Source organism: Brachybacterium sp. AG952 (assembly GCF_004362645.1).
Taxonomy (GTDB): domain Bacteria; phylum Actinomycetota; class Actinomycetes; order Actinomycetales; family Dermabacteraceae; genus Brachybacterium; species Brachybacterium conglomeratum.
Window position 1 is genome coordinate 144,168 of record NZ_SNXV01000005.1, and the last position, 15,680, is coordinate 159,847.

Annotated in this window: 12 protein-coding genes and 1 pseudogene; 6 read left to right on the forward strand and 7 right to left on the reverse strand. The window is 70.2% G+C overall.

Features of this window, described 5'->3' with window-relative positions:
- The first annotated feature begins 264 nt into the window (after positions 1-264).
- Both DEU31_RS17200 and DEU31_RS13080 read left to right on the forward strand, forming a co-directional pair.
- Complete coding sequence (locus DEU31_RS17200; protein ID WP_243733839.1) at positions 265-684, forward strand: VTT domain-containing protein; 420 nt, start codon at positions 265-267, stop codon at positions 682-684.
- A gap of 13 nt (positions 685-697) precedes the next feature.
- The gene (locus tag DEU31_RS13080; protein WP_133677471.1) at positions 698-1,882 is read left to right on the forward strand and encodes a glycosyltransferase; all 1,185 of its coding nucleotides are present in this window, start codon (positions 698-700) and stop codon (positions 1,880-1,882) included.
- A 90-nt stretch (positions 1,883-1,972) separates the two neighbouring features.
- Here DEU31_RS13080 and DEU31_RS13085 read toward each other — a convergent pair whose 3' ends face one another.
- The 4 genes from DEU31_RS13085 to dnaK all read right to left on the reverse strand — a co-directional run bounded on the left by DEU31_RS13085 (position 1,973) and on the right by dnaK (position 6,208).
- Positions 1,973-2,413: a helix-turn-helix transcriptional regulator gene (locus DEU31_RS13085; RefSeq protein WP_010550975.1), complete on the reverse strand. Its 441-nt coding sequence runs from the start codon at positions 2,411-2,413 to the stop codon at positions 1,973-1,975.
- Between the two features lie 115 nt (positions 2,414-2,528).
- Positions 2,529-3,536 carry a DnaJ C-terminal domain-containing protein gene (locus tag DEU31_RS13090; protein WP_133677472.1) on the reverse strand — a complete coding sequence of 336 codons (1,008 nt, stop codon included), beginning with the start codon at positions 3,534-3,536 and terminating at the stop codon, positions 2,529-2,531.
- Between the two features lie 135 nt (positions 3,537-3,671).
- A complete protein-coding gene (locus tag DEU31_RS13095; protein WP_010550973.1) occupies positions 3,672-4,349 on the reverse strand; it encodes a nucleotide exchange factor GrpE in 678 nt (225 codons plus the stop codon).
- Positions 4,349-6,208, reverse strand: coding sequence for a molecular chaperone DnaK (dnaK, locus tag DEU31_RS13100; RefSeq protein ID WP_010550972.1), 1,860 nt, complete (start codon positions 6,206-6,208; stop codon positions 4,349-4,351). The genes DEU31_RS13095 and dnaK overlap by 1 nt, the downstream gene beginning before the upstream one ends.
- Before the next feature lie 818 nt (positions 6,209-7,026).
- Between dnaK and nhaA the strand changes: the two genes are divergently transcribed.
- Positions 7,027-8,841, forward strand: coding sequence for a Na+/H+ antiporter NhaA (nhaA, locus tag DEU31_RS13105; RefSeq protein WP_133677557.1), 1,815 nt, complete (start codon positions 7,027-7,029; stop codon positions 8,839-8,841).
- Between the two features lie 62 nt (positions 8,842-8,903).
- Here nhaA and DEU31_RS17205 read toward each other — a convergent pair.
- Positions 8,904-9,029: pseudogene (locus DEU31_RS17205) on the reverse strand (IS256 family transposase); the annotation flags it as partial.
- A 22-nt stretch (positions 9,030-9,051) separates the two neighbouring features.
- A complete protein-coding gene (locus DEU31_RS13110) occupies positions 9,052-9,903 on the reverse strand; it encodes a LuxR C-terminal-related transcriptional regulator (RefSeq protein ID WP_133677473.1) in 852 nt (283 codons plus the stop codon).
- 92 nt (positions 9,904-9,995) lie between these two features.
- On the opposite strand from DEU31_RS13110, the gene hxlB reads away from it, so the two are divergent.
- Together hxlB and hxlA are read left to right on the forward strand one after the other, a co-directional pair.
- The gene (hxlB, locus tag DEU31_RS13115) at positions 9,996-10,568 is read left to right on the forward strand and encodes a 6-phospho-3-hexuloisomerase (protein WP_010550967.1); all 573 of its coding nucleotides are present in this window, start codon (positions 9,996-9,998) and stop codon (positions 10,566-10,568) included.
- A gap of 53 nt (positions 10,569-10,621) precedes the next feature.
- Entirely contained in the window at positions 10,622-11,245 is a 624-nt protein-coding gene (gene hxlA / locus DEU31_RS13120) for a 3-hexulose-6-phosphate synthase (RefSeq protein ID WP_133677474.1), read from the forward strand.
- A gap of 328 nt (positions 11,246-11,573) precedes the next feature.
- On the opposite strand, the gene DEU31_RS13125 is transcribed toward hxlA, so the two are convergent.
- Complete coding sequence (locus tag DEU31_RS13125) at positions 11,574-12,767, reverse strand: alcohol dehydrogenase catalytic domain-containing protein (RefSeq protein ID WP_133677475.1); 1,194 nt, start codon at positions 12,765-12,767, stop codon at positions 11,574-11,576.
- A gap of 225 nt (positions 12,768-12,992) precedes the next feature.
- Here DEU31_RS13125 and DEU31_RS13130 point away from each other — a divergent pair, with 225 nt between their 5' ends.
- On the forward strand, positions 12,993-15,671 hold the full coding sequence (locus DEU31_RS13130; RefSeq protein ID WP_133677476.1) for an excinuclease ABC subunit UvrA: 2,679 nt from the start codon (positions 12,993-12,995) through the stop codon (positions 15,669-15,671).
- The last annotated feature ends 9 nt before the right edge of the window (positions 15,672-15,680 follow it).

Consider the following 15,680-nt stretch of genomic DNA (forward strand, 5'->3'; position numbering starts at 1 on the left):
CGCACCCGTCGCCCGCCCGGGCTCGGCGCCGGCCCCGGCCGCCCCGGTCCGCCCCGGCGCCGACCGGATCCCCGGGACCGGAGGCCGGGAGGCGGGGATCCGACGGGACCCGCTGCGGATCGCCGCCCGGCTCTCCCCGCTGCTCGGCCTCGGCCTCTCCATCGCGCTGGTGGTCTGGGGGCTCGACACCGGGGTGCTGCGCTCGCTGAAAACCTGCAGGCCTTCATCGACTCGCTCGGCGCCTGGGGTCCGCTCGCCTTCTTCGTGGTCTCCGCCGCCTCGGTCGTCTTCCCCATCGTCCCCGGCGGCCTGCTGGTGATCGCGGGGCCGGTGCTCTTCGGCGCCGTCGAGGGGACCGTGCTGAACTACCTCGCCGTGTGCTCGGGCTCCCTGCTGAACTTCCTGATCGCGCGGCACGTGGGCCTGGGCCTCATCGAGCGGATGTTCCGTCCGCGCACGGTGGAGAAGTTCCTGGGCTGGACGCGCAGCGCGCACTTCACCCGCGCCTTCGCGCTCGCGATCGCGCTGCCCGTCGCGCCCGACGACCTGCTGTGCTACATCGCGGGCACCACCCGCATGACGTGGCGCACCTACGTCGCGATCATCCTGCTGTGCAAGCCGTGGGCGCTGATCGCCTACGGCCTCGGCGTGAGCGCGCTGCTGCTGCGCTTCCTTCCCTGGTGAGGAGTACTCCCCGATGCTCATGAGCTCCCGCGCCGCGAGGCGCCGCCGTCGGCCCCTCGAAGGGGCCGGCCGCCGACTGGACCGCATCGCCCGCACCGTCCTGCCCGGACGCCATCCCCGCTGCGGGGTGCGCGGCGACGAGCCGCTGCGCGTGCTGCTGCCGCGCGGCCTCGCCTCGCTGGCGAAGGAGTCCGGGATCGGCGCCGCGATCCGTCATCAGGAGGCCGCCGTGCGGGCACTCGGCCACGAGGTGGTCACCAACCCTTTGCGCCCCTTCGACGTGGTGCACCTGAACACCCCGTTCCCGGACACGCCGCTGCTCGCGCACTGGGCGCAGCTGTGGCGTCGGCCGGTGCTGATGTGGGCGCACTCGACCGAGGAGGACTTCCGCGACTCCTTCCCCGGGGCGAACCGCGTCGCGCCGCTGTTCCGTCGCTGGATCGCGCACCTGTACCGCCGCGGCGACCTCGTGGTCACCCCGAGCGAGTACTCGCGCGGGCTCATCTCCCGGCCGGAGTACGGCCTGCGCGCCCCGGTGCGGGTGCTCTCCAACGGCGTGGACACGACCTTCTTCCGCCCCGATCCGGGAGCGCGGAGGCGGCTGCGCGAGCAGCTGGGCCTCGGTCCGGAGGCGCGCGTGGTGGTCAGCGTCGGGATGCAGCTGGTGCGCAAGGGGATCCTCGACTGGGTGGAGGTGGCGAGACTGCTGCCGGAGGTGACCTTCGTCTGGTACGGCCGCACCGATCCCCGCATGCTCACCCGGGACGTCGAGCGGGCGCTGGCCTCCGCGCCGCCGAACGCGCTCTTCCCCGGCTACGTGCAGGCGGAGCAGGTGCGCGAGGCGTACTGCGGGGCGGACGCCTTCTGCTTCCTCACCAAGGAGGAGACCGAGGGGATCGTGCTGTGGGAGGCGCTGGCCTGCGAGGTGCCGGCGCTGGTGCGCGCGATCCCGATCTACCGCGACGGGATGCCCGACGGGGTGCTCACGCACCAGGTCGCGGGCGACGGCCCCGGCTTCCCGGGGCGCGCGGCGGAGAAGCTCACTGCGCTGCTGGACGGGGAGCTCGCCGACCTCCGCCGGGCGGGACGCGAGGCGGCCGAGGGCGTGGACATCCAGCAGATCGCGCGGACGCTCGGGACGCTGTACGAGGAGGTCGGGGCGCAGCCGCACCGGCCTGCTGCCGGGAGGGACAGCTGAGGCCGGGCCGCCCGGGCGTGGGTGCCGGCCTCGGACCGGCGTCGTCGCCCGCCCGCTCGGTGCAGGCGATGGAGGCTCGGCGCCTGCGGCTCAGCGCCGGTGGCCCGGCCGCCAGACGACGAGCGCGCCGCTGCCGGAGCTGCGGCGGGGACGCTCGCCGCGGCGCAGAGCGCTGATCTCCCCGTCGCGGTCGGCGGTGAACACGCGGCGCTGCGCGGGGCTCATCGACTCGAGGGTCTCGCGCACGCGCTGCAGCTGGTCCTGGAGGGTCTGGACCTCGTCCTGCAGCTCGAGGATCCGCTTGATGCCGGCGAGGTTGACGCCCTGGTCCTGGGACAGCGCCTGGATCTCCCGCAGCCGCATCACGTCGCGCGCGCTGTAGCGGCGTCCCCGGCCGCGGGTGCGCTGCGGGACGACCAGGCCGAGCCGGTCGTACTGGCGCAGGGTCTGGGGGTGCATGCCGGAGAGCTCGGCCGCGACCGAGATCGCGAAGACCGGCGCACGGTCGTCGAGACGGGGCGAGGGACCCATCGGGGAGCTCCTTCCGGGATGCGGGGACGGACGGGTCGGGACGGGCGGGGCGGCCGACGGTGCCGATCGCCGGAGGGACCGGCCGGCCGCCCCTGTCCGGCCCGTTCGGCTCCGGTCAGCTGGCGGCGGCCGCGGCGAGCCCGGCGCGCGGGTCCTCGCCCTTGAGCGCCTCGCGGAGGTCCTCCACGGCCTTCTTCGCCTTCCCCTCGACGTGCGAGGGGACTGCGACCTGGATGGTGACGTGGAGGTCGCCGGTGCGCTTGGAGGTCTTCAGGCCCTTGCCGCGCACGCGCAGGGTGCGACCGGAGGGAGTGCCCGCGGGGACCTTCACCGAGACGGTGCCGCCGTCCAGCAGCGGGACGGACAGGGTGGTGCCGAGCACGGCCTCGTCGAAGGAGACGGGCACCGTGATCTTGAGGTTCGCGCCGTCGGCGCTCCACACGGGGTGCTCCTCGACGTCGAGCGTGAGCAGCAGGTCTCCTGCCGGGCCGCCGCCGGGGCCGGGCCGGCCCTTGCCGCGCAGGCGGATCTTCTGCCCGTCGTGGACGCCTGCGGGGATGCGGGTGGTGACGGCCTTCCCGTCGACGTTCAGCCGGATCTCGGTGCCCAGCGCCGCGTCGCGGAAGGAGATCTTGGTGCGGGCGGAGGTGTCCTGGCCCTTGGAGGGGCCGGGCTGGAAGCCGGCCGGTCCCCCGCCGCCGAAGCCTGCGCCGGCCTGGCCGCCGAACATCTTCAGCAGGTCGTCGAGGTCGGGGTTCGCGCCGCCTCCGCCGCCGGCGGGGTAGCCGCGCGGGGCGCCGTGGCCGCCGCCGAACATGGAGGAGAAGATGTCCTCGAAGCCGGCGGCCCCGGGACCGCCCTGGCCGGCGGAGAAGCGTGCGCCGCCGGAGCCCATGGCGCGGATCGCGTCGTACTGCTCGCGCTGCTCGGGGTCGTTGAGCACCGAGTAGGCCTCGCCGATCTCCTTGAACGTCTCCTCCGCCTTGGGGTCGTCGGGGTGGCGGTCGGGGTGGTACTGCCGGGCCTTCTTGCGATAGGCCTTCTTGATCTCCTGCGCGTCGGCGTCCCTGGAGACGCCGAGGACCGCGTAGAAGTCCTTGTCGAGCCAGTCCTGTCCGGACATCAGCGTCTCCTTCCGGGAGCCTCAGGTACTTCTGCGTCGTTCGTAGGGTTCGTGGTGTTCGTAGGGAATGAGCCGGGGCGGGGCCCGTCGGCGGGACCGACGGGCCCCGCCCCGGCGTGGTGGAGGCGCCTGCTCTCAGGCGGGTCCGCGCGTCCCGACCCGGGCGGGGCGCAGCACGCGATCGTTCATCGCATAGCCCGGCTGCATGACGAGCGAGATCGTCGCGGTCTCGACGTCGTCGGCGTCCTCGTGCATGAGGGCCTCGTGGAGGTTCGGGTCGAACTCCTCACCCACCGCGCCGAAGCGCTTCAGGCCGTGGGAGCCGAGGATCTCCTCCAGCTTCTGCGCGATCGAGTGGAAGGGCGTTCCCTCGGCGATGTCGCCGTGCTGGCGGCCCAGCTCCACGTCGTCGAGCACCGGGATCAGGGCGGCCAGGACGCGGCCCACGGCCGCCTCCTTGCTCACCTCGGCGGAGGCCTCGATCCGGCGGCGCGAGTTGACGTACTCGGCCTGCTCGCGCTTGAGCTGCTCGGTGAGCGCGGTGACCTGGCCCTCGAGCTCGGCGACCCGCCCGGCGTCGGCCGGGGCGGAGTCCCCGCCCTGGCCCGAGGCGGCCTGCTCGAAGAGCGTCGCCGCCTCGGCATCGATCGGGTCGACCGGCTCCTGGGAGCCCTGTCCCTCGGAGGCGGGGGCGACCCCGGAGGGACGGACCGAGCCGTCCTCCGGGTTCACCTTCCGCTTGTCGGTGAAGGAGAACCGCGGCTCGCCCTCAGGGCGCTGAGCGTCGTCGGGGTGGCTCTGGTTCTCGGTCATCACTTGTTCTCCTCGTCCTCGTCCACGATCTCGGCATCGACCACGTCGTCGTCATCGGACGACGGCGCCTCGGTGCCCTCGGGAGCGCCCTCGGCGCCCTCCTGGGCCTGGGAGTAGATCGCGGTGCCGACGGCCTGGAGCGCCTCGTTCAGCGCGTCGCGCTTGGCCTCGAGGTCCTCGGTGGAGGCGTCCTCCTTGGCCAGCTCGTCCTTCGCCTCCTTGATGGCGTCCTCGGCCTTCGTCCTGTCGCCGTCGGAGATCTTCTCCTCGTTGTCCTTCAGCAGCTTCTCGCCCTGGTAGACGAGCTGCTCGAGGGTGTTGCGGGCGTCGGCGTTCTTGCGGCGCTCCTCGTCCTCGGCGGCGTGGGCCTCGGCGTCCTTCACCATGCGGTCGATGTCCTCGTCGGACAGGGCGGAGCCGCCGGTGATCTGGATGGACTGCTCGTTTCCGGTGCCACGGTCCTTCGCGGTCACGTGCACGATGCCGTTGGAGTCGATGTCGAAGGTGACCTCGATCTGCGGGATGCCGCGCGGGGCCGGCGCGATGCCGGTCAGCTCGAAGGTGCCGAGCATCTTGTTGTCCCGGGTGAACTGGCGCTCGCCCTGGAAGACCTGGATCGCGACGGAGGGCTGGTTGTCCTCGGCGGTCGAGAAGACCTCGGAGGTCTTGGTCGGGATGGCCGCATTGCGCTCGATGAGCTTGGTCATCACGCCGCCCTTGGTCTCGATGCCCAGGGAGAGCGGGGTGACATCCATGAGCAGGACGTCCTTGCGCTCGCCCTTGATGACCGCGGCCTGGAGAGCGGCGCCGACGGCGACGACCTCGTCCGGGTTCACGGACTTGTTGGGCTCCTTGCCGCCGGTGAGCTCCTTGACGACCTCGGTCACCGCGGGCATGCGGGTCGAGCCGCCCACGAGGACCACGTGGTCGATGTCGGAGACCTTGATGCCGGCGTCCTTGATGACCTGGTGGAAGGGGGCCTTGGTGCGCTCGAGCAGATCGGAGGTCATGTCCTCGAACTGCGCGCGGGTCAGCTTCTCGTCCAGGTGCAGCGGGCCGTTCTCGGTCATCGAGAGGTACTGCAGGGAGAGGGTGGTGGAGGTGGAGGAGCTGAGCTCCTTCTTCGCCTGCTCGGCGGCCTCCTTGAGACGCTGCAGGGCGATGCGGTCCTTGCCCAGGTCCACGCCCTCCTTGTTCTTCACCTGCGAGATCAGCCAGTCGACGATCTTCTGGTCCCAGTCGTCGCCGCCGAGGCGGTTGTCGCCGGCGGTGGCCTGGACCTGGATGGTCGAGCCCTCCTCGTCCTTGCTCACCTCGAGCAGGGAGACGTCGAAGGTGCCGCCGCCGAGGTCGAAGACGAGGATCTGCTCGTCGTCGTTGCCCTTCTCGAGGCCGTAGGCGAGGGCCGCGGCGGTGGGCTCGTTGATGATGCGCAGGACGTTCAGACCCGCGATCGTGCCGGCGTCCTTGGTGGCCTGACGCTCGGAGTCCGAGAAGTAGGCCGGGACGGTGATCACCGCGTCGGTCACGGACTCGCCCAGGTAGGACTCGGCGTCCTTCTTGAGCTTGCCGAGGGTGCGGGCCGAGATCTCCTGCGGGGTGTACTTCTTGCCGTCGATCTCCTGGGTCCAGTCGGTGCCCATGTGGCGCTTGACGGAGGAGATGGTGCGGTCGACGTTGGTGACGGCCTGGCGCTTGGCCACCTCACCGACGAGGACCTCGCCCTGCTTCGAGAAGGCGACGACCGACGGGGTGGTGCGGGAGCCCTCGGCGTTCGCGATGACGGTGGGCTGGCCGCCCTCGAGGACGGCGACGGCGGAGTTGGTGGTGCCGAGATCGATTCCGACGACACGGGACATGGGTGCCTGCCTTTCTGCGACGGATGCGCCGCACGGGATCTTCGCTGCCGACCAGCGGCCGACGGCAAGACTTGAGCTGTACGGACTCAAGTAGAGAACCCGAGATCGACGATGTCAATCTCAGCAGCTCCGTTCTTGAGTGCACCCGACTCAACTCTGATCCGATCAGGTTCATTCCCGGTGCAACAGGACGTGATGCAGGCCACATACATACGTCCTCGACAAGGTGGCAGTGATCTCACCGATCTGTCACTGGCGTGACTGGATCGCGGATCCTGTCCTGGACCAGGGCATCGATGACGGTGCGGGCTGCGATACGGGCCCGACGCCTCCAGGCCCGGCAGCCCCCGCAGCCCTCGCCTCGCATCACGTCGCCGAACGCCAGGATCGCTGGTTGCGCGGGTCGAGCTCGCCGCGAAGAGAACTGTGGCCGGGCGAAGCGTCTCCTGGTCCTCGCACAGCTGATCGTTCTCAGCCTTCGACCGCTTGACCTCGGCAGTCCCTGCGCTGGTGACACCCGGACTGGTCCCGCCGTCGACATCGTCCAGCGCCGGACAGCGCCGCACGGACCCCCACGGGACGCCGTCCTGCCAAGCGGCCGCGTCCGCTGCGGCGAGGTGGGAGGGGAACCCCCGCGGGAGCTCTCGCACGAGCCGCACGCACCTCGCGCGCAGCTGGGGATCGATCTCCCACGGCCGCCCGTCCACTCCCTCGGACCCGAACAGCAGCGGCATCGGAGCCGGTCCGAGCCAGTGGCGGCGTCCAGCACGGTCAGGCAGAATCGCGCCGTGCCCCACTCAACCTCACCCTCGCGCGGAATAGCCGGAAGACTCCGCACGGAGTCGGGCTCGGCCGTGCTGCTCATCGTCGTCACGGCCTTCGCTCTCCTCTGGGCGAACTCGCCGCTGTCCTCTTCCTATGTCGAGCTGTGGCAACAGAGCGTGGGGATCGACGTCGGTCCGTTCGGCCTGCATCTGGATCTGCACCACTGGATCAACGACGGACTGATGGTCGTGTTCTTCTTCGTCGTGGGCCTCGAGGTGCGCCAGGAGTTCGCACACGGGGCTCTGCGGGACAGCAGTCGCGCCCGCCTGGCGGCGATCGCGGGCGTCGCGGGTGTGGCGGTGCCTGCGCTGGTGTACGTCCTGGTCGTCGGCGCGTCCGGTGGCGAGGGGCTTCGCGGGTGGGGGGCGGTCGTCGGAACGGACACGGCGTTCATGCTCGGTGCTCTCGCGATCGTCGGCCCCCGGCTTTCCGGGCAGCTGCGCGTCTTCCTCCTGACCCTCACGGTGGTCGACGACTTCCTTGCGGTGTCGATCATCGGGGTGTTCTACAGCGACGAGATCCGGCCCGTCCCGCTGCTGGTCGCTCTCGGCTGCCTCGTCGTCCTGTGGCTGGTGGGCCGTTCCCGGCAGTGGAGTGCCGCTCCGTACGTCGGGATCGTCATCGTGCTGTGGCTGGCGACTCTGTCCTCCGGCATCCACGCCTCGCTGACGGGCATGATCGCCGGCCTTCTGATCCCTGCCTACCCGACGCAACGGCACAAGGTGGTCGCCGCCCGGCAGCTGTTCCGCGACTTCTGGCAATCCCCGAGCGCTTCCTCGGCGCGTGCCGTCGGACGGGGGCTGTCCAAGGGCGTGTCGGTCAACGAGCGGTTGCACGAGTACCTCCGTCTCCCCACGGCGCTGCTGGTCGTGCCGATCTTCGCTCTGGCCAATGCCGGGGTCGACCTGGGCGGCGGGGTGGTGGCCGACTCGCTGGGCTCGCCTGTGACGTGGGGCGTCATCGCGGGACTCGTGCTCGGCAAGCTCCTCGGAATCGGGATCGCGACGCTCCTCGCCGTTCGGATGGGCGCAGGCCGACTGCCGGAGGGGGTCGGAATGGGCAGCGTGTTCGGCGGGGCAGCACTTTCGGGCATCGGTTTCACCGTGTCGCTGCTGGTCATCAGCCTCGCTTTCGACTCCTCCTCGGATCTGGGGCGCCAGGCGACGCTGGGCGTGCTCGTGGCGATGGTGCTCGCCACTGTTCTGGGCTGGTCGATCTTCAAGGTCGCGGCCCGTCGGTGGGGAGAGGAGACGGCGGATCTCCCGATGACGCTCGACTCTCCGGTGGACCCCGAGGTGGATCACATCCGCGGACCGGAGGACGCCCGGCTCACCCTCGTGGAGTTCGTGGACTTCGAGTGCGAGTACTGCGCGCACGCCACTGGCTCATGGGAAGACCTGCACGGGCGCTTCGGTGACGATCTGCGCTACGTCGTGCGGCATCTGCCTCACCATCCTCACGGCCCCCTCGCCGCACGGGCCGCCGAGGCGGCCGCGAAGCAGGAGAGGTTCTGGCCGTGGCTCGACTTCGTCTTCACTCGGCAGCACGCGCTGGAGAGGGAGGATCTCATCGGCTACGCGGCTGAGCTGGGCCTCGATGTCGAGGCGTTCATCGAGGATCTCGACAGCAACGAGGTTGCTGCGAGGGTGCAGCGGGACATCGCGAGCGCGGAGGCGAGCGGCGCCAAGATGACCCCGACGTTCTTCATCGATGGTTGTCGGATGGTGGGCAGCTATGACGCGCGCTCACTGACCGAGATGCTGGAATCCAGCCGTCGCGGGGGCCGCACCCAGGCGGCGAAGGCCTGAGGACGATCCGCGAACCCGGAACACGGTGGGACGCGGGCCGTGCCGGCGCGTATCAGTCACAGCTGTGCGTTCACCGGTTTCGCGTCGGGCTGGTACTGGACGGCGTGGGGCGTCGCCTTCACCGACGGCCACCAGCTCTTCGAGGTCACGGCCATGAGGCTCGCAGCGCAGTGGGTGCGACAGCGCTGCCGACGTCCGGACCGAGGCCCGCTATCGAGTCTGGGCGCTCGGAGAGTGCACATCATGGGAGTGAGCGATGCTCGCGAGCTCGGCGCGCGTGCGGGCGCCGTATTTCCGCAGCAAGTTGGCCACGTGGTACTTCACGGTGTTGCCCGTGATCCCGAGCTGGTCGCCGATGCGCTGGTTCGAGATCCCGGTCGCGACCAGGCGCAGCACCTGCTTCTCGCGGTCGGTGAGTTCCTCGGCGCCCTCCACGGTGAGCGCTGCGCTGGGTGGGTCCAGCGGGATCTCGATCCGCAGCGTCGTCCCCCAGCCCGGGGTCGTCTCCACGTCCATGGTTCCGTCGAGCGCCGCCACTCGCTCCACGATCGGACGCAGTGTGTCGTCGTGCGCCGTCACCGCGATTCTCCCGTCGTCACGGACCTCCATCAGCAGGTTGCGGCCATCGCAGTCCCAGCCGATCCGGGCGCGTGCAGCGTCCGCGCGGTCCATGAGCGAGAGCACTGCTGTGCGGGAGATGGCGCGGGCTTCCCGAGCGACCGGGCCCGGCAGCGCCCGTCCTCGCGCAGGAGGCTCTGCGAACTGGACCTGCAGCGGCCCGGAGCGGGTCAGAGGACGCAGTTCGGTGCGCAGGCGCGAGAATGCCTCGGCTACCGGCTCGAGCACGCTCTCCTGCTGCTCATGGATCGAACGAGCACGGATGAGTGCGGAGGAGGCGATCTCCGTGGCCTCCCTGCGCGCGGCCGCATCCGCGAGTCGGCCGGAGCGGAGCACGGCAAGGATCGATTCGAGGGTGATCGCATGTTGATCAGCCTGCTCGGTCAGGGCACGGTCCCTCGACACGGAGCGGGCACGTTCCAGCGGGGTCGGGAGGTCGCTCACTCCGCTACTCTAACCCGACCTGGGAGGCCCACCCGATCGAACGGGGCACCCCGCTCATCGGGCAGCAGTGGACCACCGCAGACCGGCCCAAGATGGTCGGCATGGAAGAACGAAGCATCCAGGATTCGCTGACGCGGATCGTCAACGAGATCGAGGGGACAGCTGCCCTGCCCGACGCGCCCGCGCTCGCGGCCGCCGTCGAGCTGACAGCGGACGCCCGGCGGGTCTTCGTCCACGGCGCCGGGCGCTCCGGGCTCGCGCTGCGTATGACGGCCATGCGCCTCATGCACCTCGGGCTGCAGGTCCACGTCGTCGGTGAGACGACGACCCCGGCGATCGGAGAGGGCGACCTGCTCCTGACCGCCAGCGGTTCCGGCACGACCTCGGGAGTGGTGAGCGCGGCTGAGACGGCGCGATCCGTCGGCGCCCGCGTCATCGGGATCACGACCGACCCCGAGTCACCGCTTGCTCAGCTGTCCCACGCCGTCCTGGTCATCCGAGCGGCGACGAAGACAGACCGGTCCGAGCAGCAGTCGGCCCAGTACGCCGGCAGCCTCTTCGAGCAGCTCCTCGTCCTCGTCGGCGACGCTCTCTTCGACGTCCTGTGGCAGAAGAGCGGTCAGAGTGCGGATGCGCTCTGGCCCCGTCATGCCAACCTCGAATGACCTTTCTTCCCCGTTCCATCATCGACACCACCACGAGAAAGAGACACCCTGATATGCGACTGCAGTTCGCCATGGACACCCTGACCACCGAGTCCGCCCTCGACCTCGCCGCGAAGGCCGCCCCCTACGTCGACATCCTCGAGCTCGGCACCCCTCTGATCAAGAGCGAGGGCCTCGCGGCGATCACGGCGGTCAAGGCCGCCCACCCCGACAAGACCGTCTTCGCCGATCTCAAGACCATGGATGCCGGCGAGCTGGAAGCTGACATCGCCTTCACTGCCGGAGCGGATCTGGTCACCGTGCTCGGCGTCGCCGGTGACAGCACGATCGCCGGCGCGGTCGCCGCGGCGACCAAGCACGGCAAGGGCGTCGTCGTCGATCTGATCGGTGTGGCCGACAAGGCCGCACGGGCCCGAGAGGTCGTCGCCCTCGGCGCCGTGTTCGTGGAGATGCACGCCGGCCTCGACGAGCAGGCGGAGGACGGCTACAGCCTCGACGCCCTGCTCGCCGCCGGCGAGGCCGCCGAGGTCCCGTTCTCCGTCGCCGGCGGCGTCAGTGCGGACTCCGTCGAGGCCGTCCAGCGGGCGGGAGCAGACGTGGCCGTCGCGGGCAGCGCCATCTACAGCGCATCGGACGTCGCCGGCGCGGCCGCCGCCATCCGCTCCGCCATCAGGTGACCACCGCCCACCGCATCCCGTGGTCAGGGGGCAGGTGACGGCACGCCCGGCCCCTGCCCCCTCCCACCGGGTGCGGTGGACTGATGCCGCAGTCGATCCCCGCGTGGCGCAGAGCGCCACATGACCCTCAGCCCCGGAGGGCGTGCCCGGCGTCGGCGTCGGTCGGAGCACTCATCCCTGCCGCTGGGCGCCGGCATGCCGGCCCCACCTGCCCCAGGCCCGCGCCGGGCATCGTCCAGGACGGGATCGGCGACGGATCCGTGCACAGAGCCGGCCCGCGACCGCCGCTGGAGCGACGATCGCGGGCCGGGTGCATGACGGCCCGGGATCAGGCGGGGATCATGCCGTGGGGATCGATGATGAACTTCTCCGAGACACCGGCATCGAACTTCGCGTAGGCGTCGGGGGCCTCGTCGAGGCTGATGACCTGGGTGTTGAGCATGTCGCTGAGGTAGGGCATGCGGTCCCACAGGATCGACATCATCAGCTCACGGTTGTAGTGCATGATCGGGGCCTGGCCGCCGGAGATCCGAGGCGACTTGATCCACGCCTTGCCGAAGTCGAGCGGGTAGGTGCCCTCCTGCTCGGCCTTGGATGAGGCCAGCGGGTCGGGGCCGTAGACGCCGACGATGCCGGTGGCGCCGCCTGCGCGGGTGGCGTCCATGACCTGGTTGATGGCGTGGGCCGGGCTCATGTCCTCGGCCTCGCGGCCGATCCCGTGGGCTTCGTTGCCGACGTAGTCGACGGCGCAGTCCACCATGGGTTCGCCGAGGATGGCCTCGATCTGATCGGTCAGCGGCACGTCCTGGTTGAGGTCGATGGTCTCGCAGCCGTTGTTCTTCACCAGGTCCAGCCGGTCCTGGTGGTAGTCACCGACGATGATGCAGGAAGCGCCCAGGAGCCGGGCTGCTGCGGCGCCGCAGCGACCGACGGGACCGGCGCCGGCGATGTAGACGGTCGAGCCGGGCTTGGCCCCGGCCTCCATGAGGCCGTGGAACGCGGTGGGCAGGATGTCCGAGAGCAGGGTGAGGTCACGGATCTTCTCCATGGCCTGGTCCTTGTCCGGGAAGCGGAGCAGCTGGAAGTCGGCGTAGGGGACGAACAGGTACTCCGCCTGCCCACCCTGGAAGTCGCCCAGGTTGAACCCGTAGGCGCCGCAGGCCGCGTCGGGGTTCACGGTCTCGCACGCCTCGGTGTGGCGGGCGCGGCAGTTGCGGCAGCGTCCGCAGGCGACGTTGAAGGGGACCGAGACCAGGTCGCCTTCGGAGAGGAACTCGACGTCGGGGCCGACCTCGAGGACTTCTCCGGTCATCTCGTGGCCCACGACCATGCCCTGGGGGACAGGGAAGGACCCGCGGTAGATGTGCAGGTCGGAACCGCAGATGTTGGTGGCGACGATCTTGAGGATGACTCCGTGCGGGGCGCTCTTACCGTTCGGCATCTCGAGCTTCGGGAAGTCGAGGGTCTCGACGCGCATGTCCTTGACGTTCTGGAACACGACGGCGCGGTTGCTGCTTGCCATGACGTTCTCCTCCAGTTGGGGATGGCCCGGTCGCGGAAGTGCCACGGTCATATGGATGCCCGTCGCCCGTGACCTCGGCTCTCTTCGAGCATAGGGCAGAAGGAACCTCGCCCTCCATCGAGGTGCCCGCCGCGGCTGCGGCGATAGGCGCCACGGGCGGGTGGACCGTGGAGGACTGGGGCATGCACCGACCGATCGGTGGAACGCGTTGCTAGTCTCGCCGGCATGGTCGAAGCACGCAGATCCGCATCGTCGGACTCTTCACCCGTTCAGCCCGACGTGCAGGTTCTCGGCGCGCGTGAGCACAACCTCCAGGACATCGACCTGACGGTGCCCCGCGACGCGCTGGTGGTGTTCACCGGGGTCTCGGGATCGGGGAAATCCTCCCTGGCCTTCGGAACTCTGTTCGCGGAGTCCCAGCGCCGCTACCTCGAGTCTGTTGCCCCCTACGCTCGTCGCCTGATCGACCAGGCCGGCGTCCCGGACGTCGACTCCATCACGGGCATGCCGCCCGCCGTCGCTCTCCAGCAGCAGCGTGGCGGCCGCAGCGCGCGCTCGTCGGTGGGCAGCATCACCACGCTCTCCTCGCTGGTGCGCATGCTCTACTCCCGGGCCGGCCACTACCCCGAAGATCAGCCGATGCTCTACGCCGAGGACTTCTCTGCCAACACCGTGCAGGGCGCATGTCCGGAGTGCCACGGCATCGGCCGGGTGTACGAGGTCACCGAGGACACGATGGTTCCGGACCCTTCTCTCACGATCCGCGAGCGGGCCATCGCCTCCTGGCCGACGGCCTGGCACGGCCATCAGCTGCGCGATGTGCTCGTCGCCCTCGGCTACGACGTCGATGTGCCCTGGAAGGATCTGCCGAAGGAGGAGCGTGAATGGATCCTCTACACCGAGGAGACGCCGTACGTCCCGGTCCATTCGCGGCTGACTCTCGCCGAGGCTCGGGCCGCGACCGAGGCGGGCGTCGAACCGAGCTACTCGGGCACCTTCGTCGGCGCGCGTCGGTACGTGCTCGACACCTTCGCGAACACCAAGAGCGAGTCGATGAAGCGACGCGTGGCGGAGTTCCTCTCGGTCGCTCCCTGCCCTGCCTGCCAGGGGAAGCGGTTGAAGCCGGAGGCCCTGTCCGTGACGTTCGAGGGTCTCGACGTCGCAGATCTCTCCGCGCTGCCGCTCGCGGAGCTCTCCACGCTGATCGAGCAGGCGGTCGAAGGGGCCACCGGCGCTCTCGACGGGGCCGAGTCGGCGGGCCGCACAGGTGGCCAGGCTGCCCGACGCGACGCCGGGCAGCGGGCCGACGCCGGAGGATCAGCCCCCGCGGCCGCCGACGACGTGAGCGCGGCGCCTGACCGCTCGGTCGAGAAGCTGGCCGCGACAGCGCGATTGGGCGCGGAGCTCGTCAACAGACTGCGGCCGATCATCGATCTGGGTCTGGGGTACCTCTCCCTGGGCCGCACCACCCCCACCCTCTCCGGCGGGGAGCTGCAGCGGCTGCGGCTCGCCACCCAGCTGACCTCCGAACTGTTCGGCGTGGTCTATGTGCTCGATGAGCCGTCCGCGGGGCTCCATCCGCAGGACGTCAGCGCCCTGCTCGGCATCCTCGACGGGCTCAAGCACCGAGGCAACAGCCTGTTCGTCGTGGAGCATTCGGTGGACGTGATGCGGCACGCCGACTGGCTGGTCGACATCGGGCCCGGCGCGGGCGAGCGCGGCGGACGCGTCGTCTACAGCGGGCCCTTCGAAGGGCTGGCCGAGGTGGAGGAGTCCGTGACCCGCGGCTACGTCTTCGGGGGCAGCGGCCTGCCCCGCCGGACGCCTCGCGAACCGCAGGGATGGCTGCAGCTCGAGAACGTCACGCGCAACAACCTGCGCGACGTGACGATCTCCTTCCCGCTCGGGGTGTTCACCGCCGTCACCGGAGTGTCGGGATCAGGCAAGTCCAGCCTGGTCAGCCAGGCACTGCCCGCGCTGCTCGGCGAACGGCAGGGACGAGCAGACCAGGCGGAGGATGCCGCCGCCCCCGAAGGGGACGAGCTCCTGCTGTCGGACGAGCCCGACGAGCTCGAGGGAGCGATCCGCGGCGACGTCGCCGGGGTGCGCCGCGTCGTGAGCATCGACCAGAAGCCCATCGGTCGCACCCCACGCTCGAACGTCGCCACCTATACGGGCCTGTTCGACCACGTGAGGAGAAGGTTCGCGGAGACGCCCGAGGCTCGCGCTCGCGGGTACAAGGCGGGCAGATTCTCCTTCAACGTCACCGGCGGTCGCTGCCCTACCTGCAAGGGCGAAGGATCCGTCATGGTGGAGCTGCTCTTCCTCCCCTCGGTCTATACCGAGTGCCCTGACTGCCACGGCACCCGCTACCAGTCCAGCACGTTGGAGATCGCCTGGCGCGGCCGCAACATCGCGGAGATCCTCGCCATGAGCGTCGAGGAGGCCCACGACTTCTTCCACGGCGAGTTCGACATCATGCGGTCGCTCGCGGCACTGATCGATGTGGGCTTGGGGTATCTCCGTCTCGGACAGCCGGCGACTGAGTTGTCCGGAGGTGAGGCGCAGCGGGTGAAGCTCGCCTCCGAGCTCCAACGATCCCAGCGCGGGGACACCCTCTACGTCCTGGACGAGCCGACGTCCGGGCTGCACAGCGCCGATTCCGACCGGCTCGTGACGCATCTCCAGACCCTCGTGGACGCAGGCAACACCGTCGTCGCGGTCGAGCTCGACATGCGCATCGTCGCCGTGGCCGACCACGTCATCGACCTCGGGCCCGGCGCGGGAGACGATGGCGGCACGGTGGTCGCCTCGGGCACTCCCGCGCAGGTCGCCTCGTCCGGAGCCGGTGCGTCGGCACCGTACCTCGAGGCCGCGCTCCAGGAGGCCACCTCCCGGATGTGAGAGTCGGAA